Raw genomic sequence first — 17,295 nt, forward strand, 5'->3', positions numbered from 1 at the left:
CGGCGCCCCGCCTCAGACCTTGATCACGTACTGCTGGTTGTCCTTCGGATTCTTCCTGAGGTTGCAGACCGCGCTGGTGTCCACCGGCGGCTGCTGCTGGAAGGTCTCGACGATGTTGAGCTGCTTGTTGCGAACCTCGGCGATGCTCACGTTCAGCACGCAGTGGTGGGTCTCCGGGTCCAGCGAGACCTTGCCGCTGGGCCCGTCGATGCTGATGCCCGACTCGAGCGCCGCGATCATCTTGTCGCGGTCGATCGAGCCGGCCTTCTTCACGCCCTCGGCCCAGAGCTTGAAGCCCTGGTAAGTGCCCATCGCGAGCTCGGTGATGTTCGGATAGTCGGCGCCGAAGCGCTTGTAGAAGCGCTCCTTGAAGGCCTTGTTCTCGGGCGTGTCGAGGTTCTGGAAATAGTTGTACGAGACCAGGAAGCCGTCGGCCTCGGCCGGCGACAGCACGATCTGCTCGTTGCCGCCGGCGAAGGTGGTGGACGCCAGCGGGATCTTCTTCGTCAGGCCCGCGGCGGCCCACTGGCGATAGAAGGAGATGTGGGCGCCGCCCACCAGCGCCGAGATGATCATGTCGGGCTTGGCCGCCTCGATCTTCGAGATGGTGGGGCCGAAGTTGGTGACGTCCAGCGGGAAGAAGTCTATCGAGGCAACCGAGCCGCCGTTGTCCTGCACGAACTTCTTCACCCACTGCGAGGTGATCTGGCCGTAGTTGTAGTCGGCGGCGACCACGTACACCTTCTTGCCCCACTTCTTCATCGCATACGGCACCAGCTTGGCCACGGTCTGGCCGGGCGTGACGCCGGTGCAGAAGGTGTTGCGGTCGCAGACGCCGCCTTCGTACTGCGTGTTGTAGAAGTAGAGCGTCTTGTTGCGGGTGAGCACCGGGCGGATGACCTCGCGCGAGGCCGAGGTGATGCCACCCATCACGACCGTCGACTTCTCCTTCAGCGCCGACTGCTGCGCGAACTGCGCATAGAGCTGCATGTTCGACTGCGGGTCGTAGGTGGCGAGCCTGATCTTCCTGCCCAGCAGGCCGCCGGCCGCGTTCTGTTCCTCGACCGCCAGCGTCATGCAGTCGGCCATCGGCTTGCCGTAGATGTCCAGCCCCCCGGACATGTCGATGATGCTGCCGACAACGATCTCGTCGGCAGCCAGGGCGGCCGTCGGAAGCATGGGGATGGCGGTGCCGGCCAGGGCCGCGGCCGAAGACCGGATGAAGGAACGACGATCCATGGAACTACTCCTCGTTGGGTGGGCGGGCGCAGCCGCCCGCTGTGTTTTGAGAAAGGCAGGGAAACGCAGGAAGGGAAATGGTCGAAGGCGTCGGATCGTCAGATCGCCTTCCAGTCGCCGGCCTGCTCGAAGGCATAGGCGGCGCGGTAGATCGTGGCTTCGTCGTAGAAGCGGCCGCTGAGCATCATCCCGACCGGCAGGCCGTCGACCAGGCCGCAGGGGATGCTCATCGAGGGATGGCCGGTGACGTCGAAGGGGCAGGTGTTGGGCAACATCTCGAAGGCCCGCGAGATCACCTCCTCCACCGGCGCGCCGGCCGGCGGCAGCGGCGTGGCGGTGAGCGGCAGCGTGGGCATCAGCAGCAAGTCGACATCGGACAGGGCGCTGTCGTAGGCCGCGGTGAGCTGGCGGCCCAGGTTCTGCGCTTTCGCGTAGTAGTGGCCGCGGTAATGCTGGATGAAGTACTCGCCCAGCACCATCGTGAGCTTGAGCGTCTCCGAGAGTTCGTCGGCACGCTGCTTCCAGCCCGCGTGGAAATCGACCATGCTGGTGACGTACAGGCCCTTCCAGTTGAAGCCGTGGCCGTTGTCCTTCATCATCTGCTGGGTCGCGCCCTCGGCCGCGATCGGCAGCCAGATCGCGGGGCCCACGCGGTGCATCGGCAGCGAGATCTCGCTGACCACCGCGCCCAGCTTTGCGAACACCTCGGCCGCCTTGCGCACCTTGGCGTCGACCGCCGGATCCGACTGCGGCCAGCCGAAGCCCTCCTTCACGATGCCGATGCGCAGGCCGCGCACGCCGTCCTTCATGAGCTCGCTGTAGGGCTTCGCGGTCTGGCCCGCATGCTGGCGCGGGTCCAGCCCGTCGGGGCCGGCCAACACCTCGAGCATCAGCGCGTTGTCGGTCACGTTGTTGGTCATCGGGCCGGTGTGGTCGATCGTGAGTTCGATCGGCATCACGCCGGTGTAGGGCACCAGCCCGTGCGTGGCTTTCATGCCGTAGATGCCGCAGTAGGAGGCCGGCATGCGGATCGAACCGCCCTGGTCGCCGCCGATCGCGAGGTCGACCTCGCCGGCCGCCACCAGCGCCGCGCAGCCCGAGGACGAGCCGCCGGCGGAGTAGCCCATGCGGTGCGGGTTGTGGACTGGCCCGGAGGCGCTGGTGTGCGAGCCGCCCGAGAAGCAGAAGTACTCGCAGACCGCCTTGCCGACCACGGTCGCGCCGGCGTCGAGCAGCCGCGTGACCACGGTGGCATCGACGTTCGGCACGTAGCCCTCGAGCGTGGAGGCGCCGTTCATCATCGGCACGCCGGCCAGGCAGACGTTGTCCTTGAGCACCACGGTCTTGCCGGCCAGCTTGCCCTCGGGCTTGCCCTTGATCGTGGTCTTGGCGTACCAGGCGCCGTACTTGTTCTCCTCGCCGCCGGGACGGTAGCCCGGGGTGCGCGCATAGCTCACCGTGGGCTGGTAGTCGGGCATCGCGTCGACCACGTCGTAGGCGTCGAAGTTGGCCTGCAGCAGCGCGTTGTAGCTGCTCGCCTGCGATTCGGACAGGTGGATGCCCAGGCTCAGCGCAACGTCCTGCAGCTGATCGAGGGTGGGTCGTTTGATGGCCATGGCGGACTCCGGATTCTTCGTTGACTGGGCGCCGGCAAGCCTCTGGGAGGGCTGCCGCACGGCTGCGCGGCGAGGCCGGCAGCATCCCCTCGGGAGCGGGACGCCACAACCTCGTCGCGCCTCCATTCTGGAATGTAGATACTTTCCAAGTCAAGCATTTTCTTTTCCTTGGAAAATAAAATGGACACCCGACCGGGCGCTGGGAGCGGGTTCAGAGCTGGGTGATCACCCGGTAGGCGTTGCCTTCGGCGCGCGCCAGGTAGATCGGCGTGCGTATGACGCCGCCGCCCTCGTAGGCCGCGTTGCGCGCACTGCGGTAGGCCATCGGCGCCTCGCCCAGTCGCCGTGGGGCGCCGTCGGCGTCCAGGCCGCGGTCCAACAGCGCCGCCAGGAAATGCAGGCCCTCGTAGGTCGACTGGCCGAAGGTGTTGAGCGTCGGGGCCCTCTCGCCGAAATGCGCGCGGTAGCGCTCCTTGAAGGCGATGTTGGCCTCGGTGTCGAGGCTGGCGAAATAGCCGCAGGTCATGAAGAGGTCCTCGGCGTTGTCGGCGCCGATGCCCAGCAACTCGTTCTCGCCGATGGCGCTGGAGAGCCTGAGCATGGCGCGCGACAGGCCGGCCCGGCCGAAGGCCCGGTTGAACTCGATCGCATCCTGCCCCACCAGCGACAGCAGCACCGCGTCGGCCCGCTTCAGGCGCAGCGCGTCCAGGGCTTCGGCGAAGTCGGTGGTGCCGAAGGGCACGTACATCTCGCCCACCAGCTCGCCGCCGGCCTCGGCGATATAGCCGCGCGCCATGCGATGCGACACATGCGGCCAGACGTAGTCGTTGCCGATCGCGAACCAGCGTCGCGGTCGCTTGCGCTGGCCCAGCCAGCGGATCGCCGGCTGCAGCTGGCGCGCGGTGGTCTCGCCGATCGCGAAGACGCCCGGCGTCGACTCCCCGCCTTCGTAGAGCGGCGTGTAGACGAAGGGAATTTCGCCGCCCACCGCGCGGAGGATGCGCTGGCGCACCGCGCTGGTGTGCATGCCGATGATCGCGTCGATGTCGCCCGCCTGCACCAATTCGATCAGCGTGGCTTCGATATCGGGCGCGTCGTCCGCCGCGTTGACCGTCAGCAGGCGGCAGGCGCGCCCGCCGACGCCGGCCTCCCGATTGAGCTCGACCACCGCCAGCTTGGCCGAGGCGAGCGCCGAAGGCCCCCACAGGCCGGCCGACCCGCCGAGCGGCACACACAGCGCGATGTTGAGCTCCTGGCGCCCCAGCAGCGAGGCCTGCACAGAACCCGCCGGCGCGCGGGGGCGCTGCGGCCGACGGGCGGCGGCGCCCGCCAGGGAGGCGCCGGAATGCGGAGGAACCGGTCCAGGGGATGAAAACATCGAAGCTCCCGGGCAATGCACCAAGATGGCGACAGGGAGAGCAGTGTCGCAAAAACCGCGCCAATGCTTTCCAAGGAAAGTGATCGCCGATAAGATGCAGGCAGATACAACAAGACGCCGGCCGTCGCCGCACCCCATGCCCGAACAAGACATCTCCCAATACCTGGCCTATCTGCTGGCCGCCGCCAACCGGCGCATGCGCATCGGGCTGGCCCAATCCATCGCGGCGGAGGAAGTGACCGAGGAACACTGGCGCATCCTGCAGGTGCTGGCCGACGAGCAGGGGCGCTCGATGGGCGATTTGGCGGAGGCGGTGCTCCTGAACCACCCTGCGCTGACCAAGAACATCGACAAGCTGGTCAGCCGTGGCCTGGTGCAGCGCGCCGCCGATGCCAAGGACAGCCGCCGCGTGCTGGTCTACATCAGCGACCTCGGCCTCGAGACCGTCTCGCGCCTGAAGAAGAGCGTGGACGCGCACCACGGCGTGATCGAGGAGGCGCTCGGGCCGCGCAAGACCAGCCAGCTCAAGAAGCTGCTCGAGAACTTCATCGACGAGTGCGAGGTGCATTGAGGCGTTCGCAGCCGGGGTTTGTACCAGCGCCGGGGCCTGCGCTTCTTCTGTACAAAGCGTGCAGGCCGCACGGCCCCTCCCCGATCGCCGAAGGAACGCATGTCCACTCCCAGACTTCCGCGCCGCGCCGCACTGGTCGCCACCGCGGCCGCGGCCGCCCTCTGGCTGGCCGGCCCCGCGGCCGCCCAGGGCAGCTGGCCGACCAAGCCGGTGCGCATCGTCGTGCCCTTCGCCCCCGGCGGCACCACTGACATCCTCGCGCGCGCCGTCGCGCCCGAGCTGTCGAGGGCCTTCGGCCAGCAGTTCATCGTCGACAACCGCGCCGGCGCCGGCGGCAACGTGGGCGCCGAGATCGTCGCCCGGGCGCCGAACGACGGCTACACGCTGCTCATGGGCACGGTCGGCACGCACGGCATCAACCGGGCGCTCTACCCCAAGCTGCCCTACGACCCGATCAAGGACTTCGTGCCGATCACGCTGGTCGCGGCGGTGCCCAACGTGATGGAAATGAACGTCGACAAGGCCCGCGCCCTGAACATCAACAACGTGGCCGACTTCGTCAAGTACGCCAAGGCCAACCCCGGCAAGCTCAACATGGCGTCGAGCGGCAGCGGCACCTCGATCCACCTGGCGGGCGAATTGTTCAAGAGCATGACCGGCAGCTACATGACCCACATCCCGTACCGCGGTTCGGGTCCGGCCCTGATGGACATGGTCGGCGGCAACGCCGACGTGATGTTCGACAACCTGCCCTCCTCGATGCAGCAGATCAAGGGCGGCAAGCTCAAGGCGCTGGCCGTGACCAGCGCCCAGCGCTCGCCGGCCCTGCCCGACGTGCCCACTGTCGAGGAAGCCGGCGGCCCCGCGCTCAAGGGCTACGAGGCCAGCTCCTGGTTCGGCCTGCTGGCGCCGGCGGGCACGCCGCCGGACATCGTCAACCGCGTCCAGCAGGAGGTGGCCAAGGCGCTGAACTCCCCGGCCGTCAAAGAAAAGCTGGTCGCCCAGGGCGCGATCCCGAGCGGCAATTCACCGGCCGATTTCGCCAAGCTGATCGACGCCGAGCACGTCAAGTGGGCGAAGGTCGTCAAGGCGTCCGGCGCAAAGGTCGACTGACCGCCGCTGAATGCAGGGCCGCCGAAGGCCGGCCCTCGTTGGTGAAGCACCGCGGAACCGGCTTTGCCGGGCCGCTGGTGTTGCCCCCGGCAGGGGGTGGGCGCCCGGACACGAAGTGCCGGGCAACCTGGGGGCGAGCTACACCTCCCAGATGACGTCCTTGCCGTCGGCCAGGGAGTCCTTGAGCATGTGAAGCAGGGGCGTCGCCCGCTGGCGCAGGCCGACGTGCTGCTTCTCGGCCTCGTTGTCGTGTCCTTCCACCGCGTAGGCGTCGGCGTTGTGGAGGTTTTCGCCTTCGCGCGCCATGGCGGCCTCGAGTGCCGCGATGGCGGCCGGCATCTGGTCGGTCGTGATCACGCCCTTCGGGGCCGGCGCCCGGCCGATGATCTCGAACAACTGACGCGCGTTCACCTCGAGCATCACGAAGGGGGGCGTCGCCCGCGATTGGAATCGATACAGCATGAAGCCTCTCTTTACTTGTTGTAGATGTAGTCGCGGTTGAAAGGGTACTCCGATTGCGCGCCGCGCAGCGACCGCGCGTCGACCTGGCCGTCGGGCTTGGTCGACAGCATCTGGTGCAGCGATATCCAGCCCTGCTCGAAGCTCATCGCCGAACCGGCCAGGTAGAGCCGGTAGGCGCGAAGGATCCGCTCGGCATTCTCGGCCTGGCGCCCGCCGCTTTTCTGCAGCACCTGGCGCGCCTCGTCGAGCCGGGCCTCCAGGGTGTCGGACCAGGCCCACAGCGTGCGCGCGTAGTGCGGCCGCAGGTTCTCGGTATCGACCATCTCGAGCCCGGCCGCCGCGGTCTCCCGCAGCACGTGGGTCACGTGCAGCAGTTCGCCGCCCGGGAAGATGTACTTCTCGATGAAGTCGCCCATGCCGGCGCCGAGCTGCCGGTAATCGAGCCCGCCCGAAGTGATGCCGTGGTTCATCACCAGCCCGCCGGGCGCCAGCAGCGCATGCAGCTTGCGGAAATAGGTCCCCATGTTGGCGCTGCCCACATGCTCGAACATGCCCACCGAGGAGATCTTGTCGAAGGGCTGGGCGTCGTCAAGCTGCCGGTAGTCGCGCAGCTCGACCCGAACCCGGCCCTGCAGCCCCTTCTCGTCGATCAGGCGCTGCACATGGGCGTGCTGGTTCTTCGACAGCGTGATGCCGGTGGCATCCACGCCGTAGTGCTCGGCCGCCCACATGAGCAGCGCGCCCCAGCCCGAGCCGATGTCCAGGTAGCGCTCGCCCGGCCTCAGCATCAGCTTGCGGCAGATGTGGTCGAGCTTGGCCTCCTGGGCCTGGGCCAGCGTCATGTCCGTGTCACGGAAGTAGGCGCACGAATAGACCCGCCGCGGATCGAGCCACAGGGCGTAGAAATCGTCCGAGACGTCGTAGTGGAATTCGATCTGGGCCGCGTCCTTGCCCAGCGAATGCGAGCCGCGCGACTTGGCGCGGCGCTGCAGGCGGCTCCACCAGCCGGTGTTGGTCTCGGCCGGATTGCCGGGCAGCAGCCCGACCGCGGCATCGATCAGGTCGCGCATGGCGCCCTCGATCTGGACCCGGCCCTCCACATAGGCCTCGCCGATGGCGCCGATCTGGCGTCGCCCCAGCTTGGCCAGTTCGGACCAGTCCTTGAAGGCCAGGGTGACCCGGGCGCCGGCCTTGGCGACCTGCCGGCCATCGGGGAGTTGCAGCGCGATGGGAACGGACAGCGAGGAAAGCTGGGACTCGATCTTCGGTATCAGGCTTTGCATACAGAACATTCTTGCCAGTGGAAACGGCCCCGTCAACCGCAGGGTCATGGAACTTCGGGCTTCCCATGGTTGACACGAGATCGTTTATGTCTAAACTATTTATCCATGAATAGCTTTACCCCGAATCTTCGCCGCGTGCTGTGCATCGGCGGTGGCCCCGCAGGGCTCTACTTCGCGCTGCTGATGAAGGCCCGCGAGCCTTCGCTGGAGATCACGGTGATCGAGCGAAACCGCCCGTTCGACACCTTCGGCTGGGGCGTGGTGCTGAGCGACCAGACGCTGGCCAACCTGGCCGCGGCCGACGCGCCGACCGCCAAGCTGATCGGCAACGAGTTCCATCACTGGGATGACATCCAGGTCTTCTTCAAGGGCCGGCAGGTGCGCTCGGGCGGCCACGGCTTCTGCGGCATCGGCCGCAAGCGGCTGCTCAACATCCTGCAGGAGCGCTGCCTCGAGCTCGGCGTCAACCTGGTGTTCGAGACCGACGCCACCGACGACCAGGCCCTGGCGGCGCAATACAAGGCCGACCTCGTGATCGCCAGCGACGGGCTCAACAGCCGCATCCGCCAGCGCTACGCCGAGGTCTACCAGCCCGACATCGACCTGCGCAAGTGCCGCTTCGTCTGGCTCGGCACCCACCAGACCTTCGACGCCTTCACCTTCGCCTTCGAACAGACCGAGCACGGCTGGTTCCAGGCCCACGCCTACCAGTTCGACGACAAGACCTCGACCTTCATCGTCGAGACGCCCGAGGCGGTCTGGCAGGCCCACGGGCTCGACAAGATGGAGCAGCCCGAGGCCATCGCCTTCTGCGAGAAGCTGTTCGCCAAATACCTGGGCGGCCACGCGCTGATCAGCAACGCCACCCACCTGCGCGGCTCGGCCAACTGGATCCGCTTCCCGCGCGTGGTCTGCAACCACTGGACGCACCGGATCGAGGTCGACGGCCGGACGGTGCCGGTGGTGCTGATGGGCGACGCCGCCCACACCGCGCACTTCTCGATCGGCTCCGGCACCAAACTGGCGCTCGAAGACGCGATCGACCTCGCCAACGAGTTCGAAAGCGGCGGCGACATCGACCCCGTGCTCGAGGCTTACGAGGCCCGCCGCAGCGTCGAGGTGCTGAAGATCCAGAACGCGGCGCGCAACTCCACCGAATGGTTCGAGAACGTGCCGCGCTACACCGGCATGGAGATCGAGCAGTTCGCCTATTCGCTGCTCACGCGCTCGCAGCGCATCAGCCACGAGAACCTGCGGCTGCGCGACACGCAGTGGCTGGGCGGCTACGAGCAGTGGCTGTCGGGCGGCAAGCCGATCGCACCGATGCTGATGCCGCTCAAGGTGCGCGGCCTCGAGCTCAAGAACCGCATCGTCGTCTCGCCCATGGCCACCTACAGCGCGGTCGACGGCGTGCCGCAGGACTTCCTGCTGGTGCACCTGGGCGCGCGCGCGCTGGGCGGCGCCGCGATGGTGATGGTCGAGATGACCAGCCCGACGCCCGAGGGCCGCATCACGCCCGGCTGCACCGGGCTCTACAACGACGCCCAGCAGGCGGCCTTCCAGCGCATCGTCGACTTCGTCCATGCGCAGTCGAGCGCCAAGATCGGCATGCAGCTCGGCCACAGCGGTCCCAAGGGCTCGACCCAGCTCGGCTGGGAAGTCACCGACGAGCCGCTCGCCTCCGGCAACTGGCCGCTGTTGTCGGCCAGCGCGCTGGCGTACGGCGAGCAGAACCAGCTGCCGGCGGCGATGACCCGCGAGCAAATGGACCAGATGCGCGACCAGTTCGTTGCCTCCACCCGCCGCGCCGCCGAGATCGGCTTCGACTGGCTCGAGCTGCACTGCGCCCACGGCTACCTGCTGTCGGCCTTCCTGAGCCCGCTGACCAATTTGCGCACCGACGACTACGGCGGCAGCCTCGAGAACCGCCTGCGCTACCCGCTCGAGGTGTTCCGCGCCATGCGCGCCGCCTGGCCGGCCGAGCGCCCGATGAGCGTGCGCATCTCGGCCCACGACTGGGCGCCGGGCGGCAACACCGACGCCGACGCGGTGGCCATGGCTCGCGCCTTCAAGGAAGCCGGCGCCGACTTCATCGACGTCTCCTCGGGCCAGACCACCCGGGCCGCCAAGCCGGTCTATGGCCGCATGTACCAGACGCCTTTCGCCGACCGGATCCGCAACGAAGTCGGCATCTCGACCATCGCGGTCGGCGCCATCACCGACGCCGACCAGGCCAACAGCATCATCGCGGCCGGCCGTGCCGACCTCTGCGCGATCGCCCGGCCGCACCTGGCCGATCCGGCCTGGACCTTGCACGAGGCGGCCAAGCTGCAGAGCCGCGATGTCGACTGGCCGAAGCAGTACCTGAGCGGGCGCGACCAGATGTACCGCGAGATCGCCAAGCAGCAGCAGCTGGCGGCGGCGCTGGCGGCCGCTCCGCGCGCGGCCGAAGAGGAGCAATGAAATGAAAAGCCCCCACGCTCATCGCTTTGCGTATCGCTGCCCCCCGAGGGGGCGCTCAGTGCCCTTCGGGCGGCCGGGCGGGCACTGACATGGACCTCGAAGCACGCGCCCACAGCGAGCACCCGGACGAGCTCCGGCTCTGGCTGCGCCTGCTGACCTGCACCCAGCTGATCGAGAAGCAGGTGCGCAACGAGCTGCGCGAGCAGTTCGCCACCACCTTGCCGCGCTTCGACCTGATGTCGCAGCTCGAACGTTCGCCCGAGGGACTCAAGATGAACGAGCTGTCGCGCCGCATGATGGTCACGGGCGGCAACGTCACCGGCATCACCGACCAGCTGGTCACCGAGGGCCTGGTCGAGCGGGTCGATGTCGCTGGCGACCGCCGCGCCTGGCGGGTGCGCCTCACGGCGCGCGGACGCAAGCTCTTCAACGACATGGCGCAACAGCACGAAGCCTGGATCTGCGACGCCTTCGCGTCGCTGAGCCCGAAAGAAATCAACCAGCTCCACAAGCTGCTCGGCAAGGTCAAGCAGCACTCGCATCAACAAATGGCGGAGGCCCTATGAAGCACTACATCGGCGCGACGAGTCCCATGCGCGCACAGTTCGAACCCAAGGCCGGCTACCAGGCCGAGCATTTCTCGTGGGCCTTCGAGGCCGGCGTCGGCACCATCACCCTGAACCGCCCGGAGCGCAAGAACCCGCTCACCTTCGACTCCTACGGCGAGCTGCGCGACCTGTTCCGGGCGCTGAACTACGCCACCGACGTCAAGGCGATCGTGGTCACGGGCGCCGGCGGCAATTTCTGCTCGGGCGGCGACGTCCACGAGATCATCGGCCCGCTGACCCGCATGACGATGCCCGAGCTGCTCGAGTTCACCCGCATGACCGGCGACCTCGTGAAGGCGATCCGCCACTGCCCGCAGCCGATCGTCGGCGCCATCGACGGCGTCTGCGCCGGCGCCGGCGCCATGATCGCGCTGGCCTGCGACCTGCGCTACGGCTCGCCCGCGACCAAGACCGCCTTCCTGTTCACGCGGGTCGGCCTGGCCGGCGCCGACATGGGCGCCTGCGCCCTGCTGCCGCGTGTGATCGGCCAGGGCCGCGCCTCCGAGCTGCTGTTCACCGGCCGCGCGATGACCGCGCAGGAGGGCCAGGCCTGGGGCTTCTTCAACGCCCTGCACGACAGCGACGCCCTGCTCGCCGCCGCCACCGCGGTCGCCCGCGACCTGGCCGAAGGCCCGAGCTTCGCCCACGGCATGACCAAGACCATGCTGTCGCAGGAATGGTCGATGACCATCGACCAGGCGATCGAGGCCGAGGCCCAGGCCCAGGCGATCTGCATGCAGACAGAAGACTTCAAGCGCGCCTACGAGGCCTTCTCGGCCAAGCGCAAGCCCGCCTTCCAGGGAGACTGATCGAGATGGCCGCATCCGCTGTAGACCCTTCGACGGCGCATCTCGCGCTGCCCTTCTTCGACGAGGCGCACCGCGCCCTCGCGCGCGACCTGCTGCCCTGGGCGGCGGCGCAATCGGTGGACGAGCGCGACGACCGCGCCGCCTGCCGCGACTGGGTACGCCGGCTCGGCGACGGCGGCTGGCTGCGCTACTGCGTGCCCGCCGCCTCGGGCGGCGCGCTCGAGCGCCTCGACTCGCGCGCACTGGTGCTGCTGCGCGAGACGCTCGCCTTCCACTCGCCGCTGGCCGATTTCGCCTTCGCGATGCAGGGGCTGGGCAGCGGCGCCATCACGCTCGCCGGCAGCGCCGCGCAGCAGGCCGGCTACCTGGTGCCGGTCGGACGCGGCGACAAGATCGCCGCCTTCGCGCTCAGCGAGCCCGAGGCCGGCTCCGACGTCGGCGCGATGGCGATGCGCGCCGAGCCGACCGCCGACGGCTGGCGCCTCACGGGCGAGAAGACCTGGATCAGCAACGGCGGCATCGCCGATTTCTACTGCGTCTTCGCCAAGACCGATCCGGCCGCCGGCTCGCGCGGCATCACCGCCTTCATCGTCGACGCCAGCACGCCCGGTCTCGACACCTCGGCCCACATCGAGGTGATGGCGCCGCATCCGCTCGCGACCCTGCGCTTCGACGGTTGCACGGTGCCGCGCACGGCCCAGCTCGGCGAGCTCAACGGCGGCTTCAAGCTGGCGATGCGCACGCTCGACATCTTCCGCGCATCGGTGGCGGGTGCGGCGCTCGGCATGGCGCGGCGAGCCCTCGCCGAAGCCATCCAGCATGCCCAGAAGCGCAAGATGTTCGGCCAGACCCTGGCCGATTTCCAGCTCACCCAAGCCAAGCTCGGCGAGATGGCGGCGCTGATCGACAGCGCCGCGCTCCTGACCTACCGCGCAGCCTGGATGCGCGACGACAGCGAGCGCCGCGGAGCACCTGCCGTCGGCGACCTGACCGCCGCCGCCGCGATGGCCAAGATGTGCGCCACCGAGAACGCCAGCCGCGTGATCGACATGGCGCTGCAGATGCACGGCGGCCTCGGCGTCAAGGTCGGGACCAAGGTCGAGAGCCTCTACCGCGACATTCGTTCGCTGCGCATCTACGAGGGCGCAACCGAAGTCCAGCAACTGATCATCGGCAAGGCCGTCTTGAGGCAAAAATGAGCTACAGCGCGCAGACCGATCGTTTCGTGCATGACCGCCTGCCGCCGGCCGATCAATTGCCGATCTTCCGCTACGACCTGCCCGAGCTGCAGTTGCCCGACCGGCTGAACCTGGTCGAGGAACTGCTCGACAAGGCGGTCGACCGGGGCTTCGGCGACCGGCCGATGTTGCGCTCCCCGGGCCGCACGCTGAGCTATGCCGAGTCGGCCCTCGAGGTCAACCGGATCGCCCAGGTGCTGACCGAGGACCTCGGCCTGGTGCCGGGCAACCGGGTGCTGCTGCGTGGCGGCAATTCGATCTCGATGGCGCTGGCGTGGCTGGCCGTGGTCAAGGCCGGCATGGTCGCGGTCGCAACCATGCCGCTCCTGCGCGCCAAGGAACTCGGCGAGATCATCGACAAGGCGCAGCCCACCGTCGCGCTCTGCGAGGGCAAGCTGCTCGACGAACTGGAGGCCGCGCAGCGTGCGCATCCTGTGCTGCGCACCATCGTCGCCTTCAACCGGCTCGACGCACCCGACTCGCTGACCACCCGCGCGGCGGCCAAGAGCGGCGTCTTCCCGGCCTGTCCGACGGCGGCCGACGACATCGCCCTGCTGGCCTTCACCTCGGGCACCACCGGCAAGCCCAAGGCCCCGGTCACGACGCACCGCGACGTGCTGGCGATGTGCCAGACCTGGCCGCGCCACGTACTCAAGGCGCGCAGCGACGACATCGTGATCGGATCGCCGCCGCTGGCCTTCACCTTCGGGCTCGGCGGCCTGCTGGTGTTTCCGATGTGGGCCGGCGCCTCGGTGTACTTCCACGACAAGAGCTACACGCCCGAGAGCATGGTCGAGGTGATCCGCGCGATCGGCGCCACCATCTGCTACACGGCGCCCACCTTCTATCGCCAGATGGCCGCCTTCGCCAAGACCGCGGGCGTGCCCAGCCTGCGCATCAGCGTGAGCGCCGGCGAGGCCCTGCCCGACGCCACCCGCCAGCTGTGGAAGCAGGCCACCGGCCTCGAGATGGTCGACGGCATCGGCGGCACCGAGGTCTTCCACATCTACATCTCGGCGGCCGGCGACGAGGTCCGGCGCGGGGCAGTCGGCAAGGCGGTGCCCGGCTTCACGGCCAGGATCGTCGACGACGAAGGGCGCGAGGTGCCGCGCGGCACGGTCGGCAAGCTGGCCATCATCGGGCCAGTGGGCTGCCGCTACCTCGACGACCCGCGCCAGGCGGACTACGTGCGCGACGGCTGGAACTACCCCGGCGACGCCTTCGTCGAGGACGAGGACGGCTATTTCTTCTACCAGTCACGCGCCGACGACATGATCGTCACCGCCGGCTACAACGTCGGCGGCCCGGAAGTCGAAGATGCGCTGCTCAAGCATCCGGCGGTGGCCGAATGCGGCGTGATCGGCAAGCCCGACGAAGAGCGCGGCATGATCGTCAAGGCGTTCTGCGTGCTCAAGCCCGGACACACGGGCGACGCCGCACTGACCAAGGCGCTGCAGGAGCACGTCAAGGCCACGATCGCACCGTACAAATACCCGCGAGAAATCACCTTCGTGGCCAACCTGCCACGCACCGAGACCGGAAAACTCCAGAGATTCAAATTGAGGCAAATGACATGATCAAGCACCTTCAACCTCCAGGCTGGCTGCCCCCCAAGGGCTATGCGAACGGCATCGCCGCGCGCGGCACGCAAATCTTCGTCGGCGGCCAGATCGGCTGGAATTCGCAGCAACAATTCGAGACCGACGATTTCATCGCGCAGACGGGCCAGGCGCTGCGCAATATCGTCGAGGTGCTGCGCGAAGCCGGCGCAGGTCCGGAGCACATGGTGCGCATGACCTGGTACATCACCGACCGCGACGAGTACAACAGCCGCCTCGGCGAGCTGGGGCCGGTTTACCGCGAGGCCGTGGGCCGCAATTTCCCGGCGATGACCTGCGTCCAGGTGGCCAGGCTGGTCGAGTCGCGGGCCAAGGTCGAGATCGAGGTCACGGCGGTCATTCCGGACTGATTCTGGGGGGCGACACCTGCGGGCCGGTGGAGCCGGTTCCGCGGTGTTTCACGAAGGACCCGCGGCATCGCGGGGTCCGCGATTTCCAAGAAAGCCAAAAACAAAAAAGCCCACTCGAAAGTGGGCTTTTTTGCTTCGTCGACAGCCCTTTTTGGGTTGTCGGGAATTTGGTTGCGCGAGCAAGATTTGAACTTGCGACCTTTGGGTTATGAGCCCAACGAGCTACCAGGCTGCTCCATCGCGCGGCAAGATGGAATTATATACTATTCTGCGGCGTTTTGCGAGTCGTCCGAAGATTCTGTCACTTCGGGGCGATCGACCAGTTCGACCAGGGCCATGGGCGCGTTGTCGCCGACGCGGAAACCCATTTTCAGGATGCGCGTGTAGCCGCCGGGACGTGCCTGGTAGCGCGGGCCGAGCTCGCCGAACAGCTTGACGACCATGTCGCGGTCGCGCAGGCGGTCGAAGGCAAGGCGCTTGTTGGCGACCGTCGGCTTCTTGGCCAGGGTGATCATCGGTTCGATGACGCGGCGCAGTTCCTTGGCCTTGGGCAGCGTGGTCTTGATGGCCTCATGCTCGATGAGCGAGTTCATCATGTTCTGCAGCATCGCGAGGCGGTGCGAGCTGGTGCGGTTGAGTTTGCGGAGTCCGTGACCGTGACGCATGGTGTGTTTTCCTTTACCTTTTAAATTCGTCCAGCCGTATCAGGTACTGAACGTTCACCTAAATCAGAAGTTCAAGGCCTCCGAAGGAGGCCTTGTTATCCTCAATTATCTCTTATCGAGACCGGCCGGCGGCCAGCTCTCGAGCTTCATGCCCAAGGTCAGGCCGCGCGAGGCGAGCACTTCCTTGATTTCGTTGAGCGACTTGCGACCCAGGTTCGGGGTCTTGAGCAGCTCGTTCTCGGTGCGCTGGATCAGGTCGCCGATGTAGTAGATGTTCTCGGCCTTCAGGCAGTTGGCCGAACGCACCGTGAGTTCGAGTTCGTCGACCGGGCGCAGCAGGATCGGGTCGAACTGCTGGGCGCTGCGCGGTGCCGGGGCGTCGAACGCCGCGAGTTCGCCGCCTTCGAGCTGGGCGAACACAGCCAGTTGTTCCACCAGGATCTTGGCCGAGGCGCGGACCGCGTCTTCGGCGGTGATCGCACCGTTGGTCTCGATTTCGACCAGCAGCTTGTCGAGGTCGGTGCGCTGTTCGACACGGGCGCTTTCGACCGTGTAGCTCACGCGCTTGACCGGCGAGAACGAAGCGTCCAGCACGATCCGGCCGATCGACTTGGTAGGCTCGTCGGCGTAGCGGCGCATCGTGCCGGGCACGTAGCCGCGGCCCTTCTCGACCTTGATCTGCATGTCGAGCTTGCCGCCTTGCGACAGGTGGGCGATCACGTGGTCGGGGTTGATGATCTCGACGTCGTGCGGCGTCTGGATGTCCGAAGCGGTGACCGGGCCCTCGCCGTCCTTGCGCAGGCTCAGCGTGACTTCATCGCGGTTGTGGAGCTTGAACACCACGCCCTTGAGATTCAACAGGATGTTGACGACGTCTTCCTGCACGCCATCGATCGACGAGTACTCGTGCAGCACGCCGGCGATCGTGACTTCGGTGGCCGAATAGCCGACCATCGACGACAGCAGGACGCGACGCAGTGCATTGCCGAGCGTGTGGCCGTAGCCGCGCTCGAACGGCTCGAGCGTGACCTTCGCCTTGTTGGGCGCGAGTTGCTCGACCTGGATGGTCTTGGGTTTCAGCAGGGTTGTTTGCATGCAGACTTCCTCTCAATACCCCCGGCTCGTTACACCGGTAAGGCTGGTGAAGCGCCCGCGGGGCGCAGCCCCGGCGGGAACAAAAATGACAAGGACGAGGCGCAAAGCGCCTCGTTATCCTCTGTTTAACGCGAGTAGAGTTCGACGATCAGCGATTCGTTGATGTCGGCAGCGAATTCGTCGCGATCGGGGACCTTCTTGAAGGTGCCTTCCGCCTTGTCGGCGTTGACGTCGACCCACGCCGGCATGCCCACCTGGGCGGCCAGCTGCAGCGCTTCGGCCACGCGGGTCTGCTTCTTCGACTTGTCGCGGACAGCGATCACGTCGCCGGTCTTGACCAGGTACGACGGGATGTTGACCGACTGGCCGTTCACGGTGATCGCCTTGTGCGACACCAGCTGGCGTGCTTCGGCGCGCGTCGAGCCGAAGCCCATGCGATAGACGACGTTGTCCAGGCGCGATTCGAGGATGAACAGCAGGTTCGCGCCGGTGTTGCCACGGCGGCGATCGGCTTCCTCGAAGTAGCGGCGGAACTGCTTCTCGAGCACGCCGTACATGCGCTTGACCTTCTGCTTTTCACGCAGTTGCAGGCCGAAGTCGGAGGTGCGCTGACCCGAGGTGCGGCCGTGCTGGCCGGGCTTGGAGTCGAACTTCGACTTGTCCTGGATCGAGCGGCGGGCGCTCTTCAGGAACAGGTCGGTGCCTTCACGGCGGGAGAGTTTGGCCTTGGGGCCGAGGTAGCGTGCCACGTGATTTCCTTCTGTGTCATCTGCCGCAGCGGAACTG

General features: G+C 67.2%; 16 protein-coding genes and 1 tRNA gene. 8 read left to right on the plus strand and 9 right to left on the minus strand.

Translation table 11 applies throughout. The features are described 5' to 3' along the window. Nucleotides 1–12: 12 nt before the first annotated feature. From QZH52_RS07450 to QZH52_RS07460, 3 genes are all read right to left on the minus strand, one after another. Nucleotides 13–1,239 carry an urea ABC transporter substrate-binding protein gene (locus QZH52_RS07450; RefSeq protein ID WP_301806074.1) on the minus strand — a complete coding sequence of 409 codons (1,227 nt, stop codon included), beginning with the start codon at nt 1,237–1,239 and terminating at the stop codon, nt 13–15. A gap of 98 nt (nt 1,240–1,337) precedes the next feature. Further along, entirely contained in the window at nt 1,338–2,855 is a 1,518-nt protein-coding gene (locus tag QZH52_RS07455; protein WP_301806076.1) for an amidase, read from the minus strand. Nucleotides 2,856–3,066: 211 nt separating this feature from the next. Further along, a complete protein-coding gene (locus QZH52_RS07460) occupies nt 3,067–4,134 on the minus strand; it encodes a substrate-binding domain-containing protein (protein ID WP_301806078.1) in 1,068 nt (355 codons plus the stop codon). Between the two features lie 235 nt (nt 4,135–4,369). Here QZH52_RS07460 and QZH52_RS07465 point away from each other — a divergent pair, with 235 nt between their 5' ends. Further along, nucleotides 4,370–4,804, plus strand: a complete 435-nt coding sequence (locus QZH52_RS07465) for a MarR family winged helix-turn-helix transcriptional regulator (RefSeq protein ID WP_301806080.1) — start codon at nt 4,370–4,372, stop codon at nt 4,802–4,804. 99 nt (nt 4,805–4,903) lie between these two features. Next, on the plus strand, nt 4,904–5,917 hold the full coding sequence (locus tag QZH52_RS07470; RefSeq protein ID WP_301806082.1) for a Bug family tripartite tricarboxylate transporter substrate binding protein: 1,014 nt from the start codon (nt 4,904–4,906) through the stop codon (nt 5,915–5,917). 138 nt (nt 5,918–6,055) lie between these two features. Here QZH52_RS07470 and QZH52_RS07475 read toward each other — a convergent pair whose 3' ends face one another. Both QZH52_RS07475 and QZH52_RS07480 read right to left on the minus strand, forming a co-directional pair. Continuing rightward, entirely contained in the window at nt 6,056–6,379 is a 324-nt protein-coding gene (locus QZH52_RS07475) for a DUF1840 domain-containing protein (RefSeq protein ID WP_286522006.1), read from the minus strand. Nucleotides 6,380–6,390: 11 nt separating this feature from the next. Continuing rightward, nucleotides 6,391–7,662 carry a class I SAM-dependent methyltransferase gene (locus tag QZH52_RS07480; protein ID WP_301806084.1) on the minus strand — a complete coding sequence of 424 codons (1,272 nt, stop codon included), beginning with the start codon at nt 7,660–7,662 and terminating at the stop codon, nt 6,391–6,393. 105 nt (nt 7,663–7,767) lie between these two features. On the opposite strand from QZH52_RS07480, the gene QZH52_RS07485 reads away from it, so the two are divergent. The 6 genes from QZH52_RS07485 (at nt 7,768) to QZH52_RS07510 (ending at nt 14,749) form a co-directional block, all read left to right on the plus strand. Beyond that, entirely contained in the window at nt 7,768–10,125 is a 2,358-nt protein-coding gene (locus QZH52_RS07485; protein ID WP_301806087.1) for a bifunctional salicylyl-CoA 5-hydroxylase/oxidoreductase, read from the plus strand. 89 nt (nt 10,126–10,214) lie between these two features. Then, nucleotides 10,215–10,691: a MarR family winged helix-turn-helix transcriptional regulator gene (locus tag QZH52_RS07490; RefSeq protein ID WP_286534330.1), complete on the plus strand. Its 477-nt coding sequence runs from the start codon at nt 10,215–10,217 to the stop codon at nt 10,689–10,691. Further along, nucleotides 10,688–11,542, plus strand: a complete 855-nt coding sequence (locus QZH52_RS07495) for an enoyl-CoA hydratase family protein (protein ID WP_286534332.1) — start codon at nt 10,688–10,690, stop codon at nt 11,540–11,542. The genes QZH52_RS07490 and QZH52_RS07495 overlap by 4 nt, the downstream gene beginning before the upstream one ends. A 5-nt stretch (nt 11,543–11,547) precedes the next feature. Further along, the gene (locus QZH52_RS07500) at nt 11,548–12,741 is read left to right on the plus strand and encodes an acyl-CoA dehydrogenase family protein (RefSeq protein ID WP_301806095.1); all 1,194 of its coding nucleotides are present in this window, start codon (nt 11,548–11,550) and stop codon (nt 12,739–12,741) included. Next, complete coding sequence (locus QZH52_RS07505) at nt 12,738–14,357, plus strand: benzoate-CoA ligase family protein (RefSeq protein WP_301806096.1); 1,620 nt, start codon at nt 12,738–12,740, stop codon at nt 14,355–14,357. Before QZH52_RS07500 ends, QZH52_RS07505 begins: the two co-directional genes overlap by 4 nt. Next, nucleotides 14,354–14,749 (plus strand): RidA family protein, encoded by a 396-nt coding sequence (locus QZH52_RS07510; RefSeq protein ID WP_301806098.1) that lies wholly within the window; start codon nt 14,354–14,356, stop codon nt 14,747–14,749. Before QZH52_RS07505 ends, QZH52_RS07510 begins: the two co-directional genes overlap by 4 nt. Nucleotides 14,750–14,917: 168 nt before the next feature. Here QZH52_RS07510 and QZH52_RS07515 read toward each other — a convergent pair. The 4 genes from QZH52_RS07515 to rpsD all read right to left on the minus strand — a co-directional run bounded on the left by QZH52_RS07515 (nt 14,918) and on the right by rpsD (nt 17,258). After that, nucleotides 14,918–14,994, minus strand: a tRNA-Met gene (locus QZH52_RS07515). A gap of 18 nt (nt 14,995–15,012) precedes the next feature. Next, entirely contained in the window at nt 15,013–15,414 is a 402-nt protein-coding gene (gene rplQ / locus QZH52_RS07520) for a 50S ribosomal protein L17 (RefSeq protein WP_286521998.1), read from the minus strand. Between the two features lie 105 nt (nt 15,415–15,519). After that, nucleotides 15,520–16,509 carry a DNA-directed RNA polymerase subunit alpha gene (locus QZH52_RS07525; RefSeq protein WP_093382585.1) on the minus strand — a complete coding sequence of 330 codons (990 nt, stop codon included), beginning with the start codon at nt 16,507–16,509 and terminating at the stop codon, nt 15,520–15,522. Between the two features lie 125 nt (nt 16,510–16,634). Continuing rightward, nucleotides 16,635–17,258, minus strand: coding sequence for a 30S ribosomal protein S4 (gene rpsD / locus QZH52_RS07530; protein ID WP_286521997.1), 624 nt, complete (start codon nt 17,256–17,258; stop codon nt 16,635–16,637). Between the last annotated feature and the right edge of the window lie 37 nt (nt 17,259–17,295).

The sequence above is a fragment of the Variovorax ginsengisoli genome (genome assembly GCF_030486595.1).
Classification (GTDB): Bacteria; Pseudomonadota; Gammaproteobacteria; order Burkholderiales; family Burkholderiaceae_C; genus Variovorax; species Variovorax ginsengisoli_B.

Excerpts from the sequence above, each read along its gene's own strand:
- QZH52_RS07450 (WP_301806074.1), bottom strand. The coding sequence starts at position 1,239 with ATGGATCGTCGTTCCTTCATCCGGTCTTCGGCCGCGGCCCTGGCCGGC.
- QZH52_RS07455 (WP_301806076.1), bottom strand. The coding sequence starts at position 2,855 with ATGGCCATCAAACGACCCACCCTCGATCAGCTGCAGGACGTTGCGCTG.
- QZH52_RS07465 (WP_301806080.1), top strand. The coding sequence starts at position 4,370 with ATGCCCGAACAAGACATCTCCCAATACCTGGCCTATCTGCTGGCCGCC.
- QZH52_RS07470 (WP_301806082.1), top strand. The coding sequence starts at position 4,904 with ATGTCCACTCCCAGACTTCCGCGCCGCGCCGCACTGGTCGCCACCGCG.
- QZH52_RS07475 (WP_286522006.1), bottom strand. The coding sequence starts at position 6,379 with ATGCTGTATCGATTCCAATCGCGGGCGACGCCCCCCTTCGTGATGCTC.
- QZH52_RS07480 (WP_301806084.1), bottom strand. The coding sequence starts at position 7,662 with ATGCAAAGCCTGATACCGAAGATCGAGTCCCAGCTTTCCTCGCTGTCC.
- QZH52_RS07485 (WP_301806087.1), top strand. The coding sequence starts at position 7,768 with ATGAATAGCTTTACCCCGAATCTTCGCCGCGTGCTGTGCATCGGCGGT.
- QZH52_RS07490 (WP_286534330.1), top strand. The coding sequence starts at position 10,215 with ATGGACCTCGAAGCACGCGCCCACAGCGAGCACCCGGACGAGCTCCGG.
- QZH52_RS07495 (WP_286534332.1), top strand. The coding sequence starts at position 10,688 with ATGAAGCACTACATCGGCGCGACGAGTCCCATGCGCGCACAGTTCGAA.
- QZH52_RS07500 (WP_301806095.1), top strand. The coding sequence starts at position 11,548 with ATGGCCGCATCCGCTGTAGACCCTTCGACGGCGCATCTCGCGCTGCCC.
- QZH52_RS07505 (WP_301806096.1), top strand. The coding sequence starts at position 12,738 with ATGAGCTACAGCGCGCAGACCGATCGTTTCGTGCATGACCGCCTGCCG.
- QZH52_RS07510 (WP_301806098.1), top strand. The coding sequence starts at position 14,354 with ATGATCAAGCACCTTCAACCTCCAGGCTGGCTGCCCCCCAAGGGCTAT.
- rplQ (WP_286521998.1), bottom strand. The coding sequence starts at position 15,414 with ATGCGTCACGGTCACGGACTCCGCAAACTCAACCGCACCAGCTCGCAC.
- QZH52_RS07525 (WP_093382585.1), bottom strand. The coding sequence starts at position 16,509 with ATGCAAACAACCCTGCTGAAACCCAAGACCATCCAGGTCGAGCAACTC.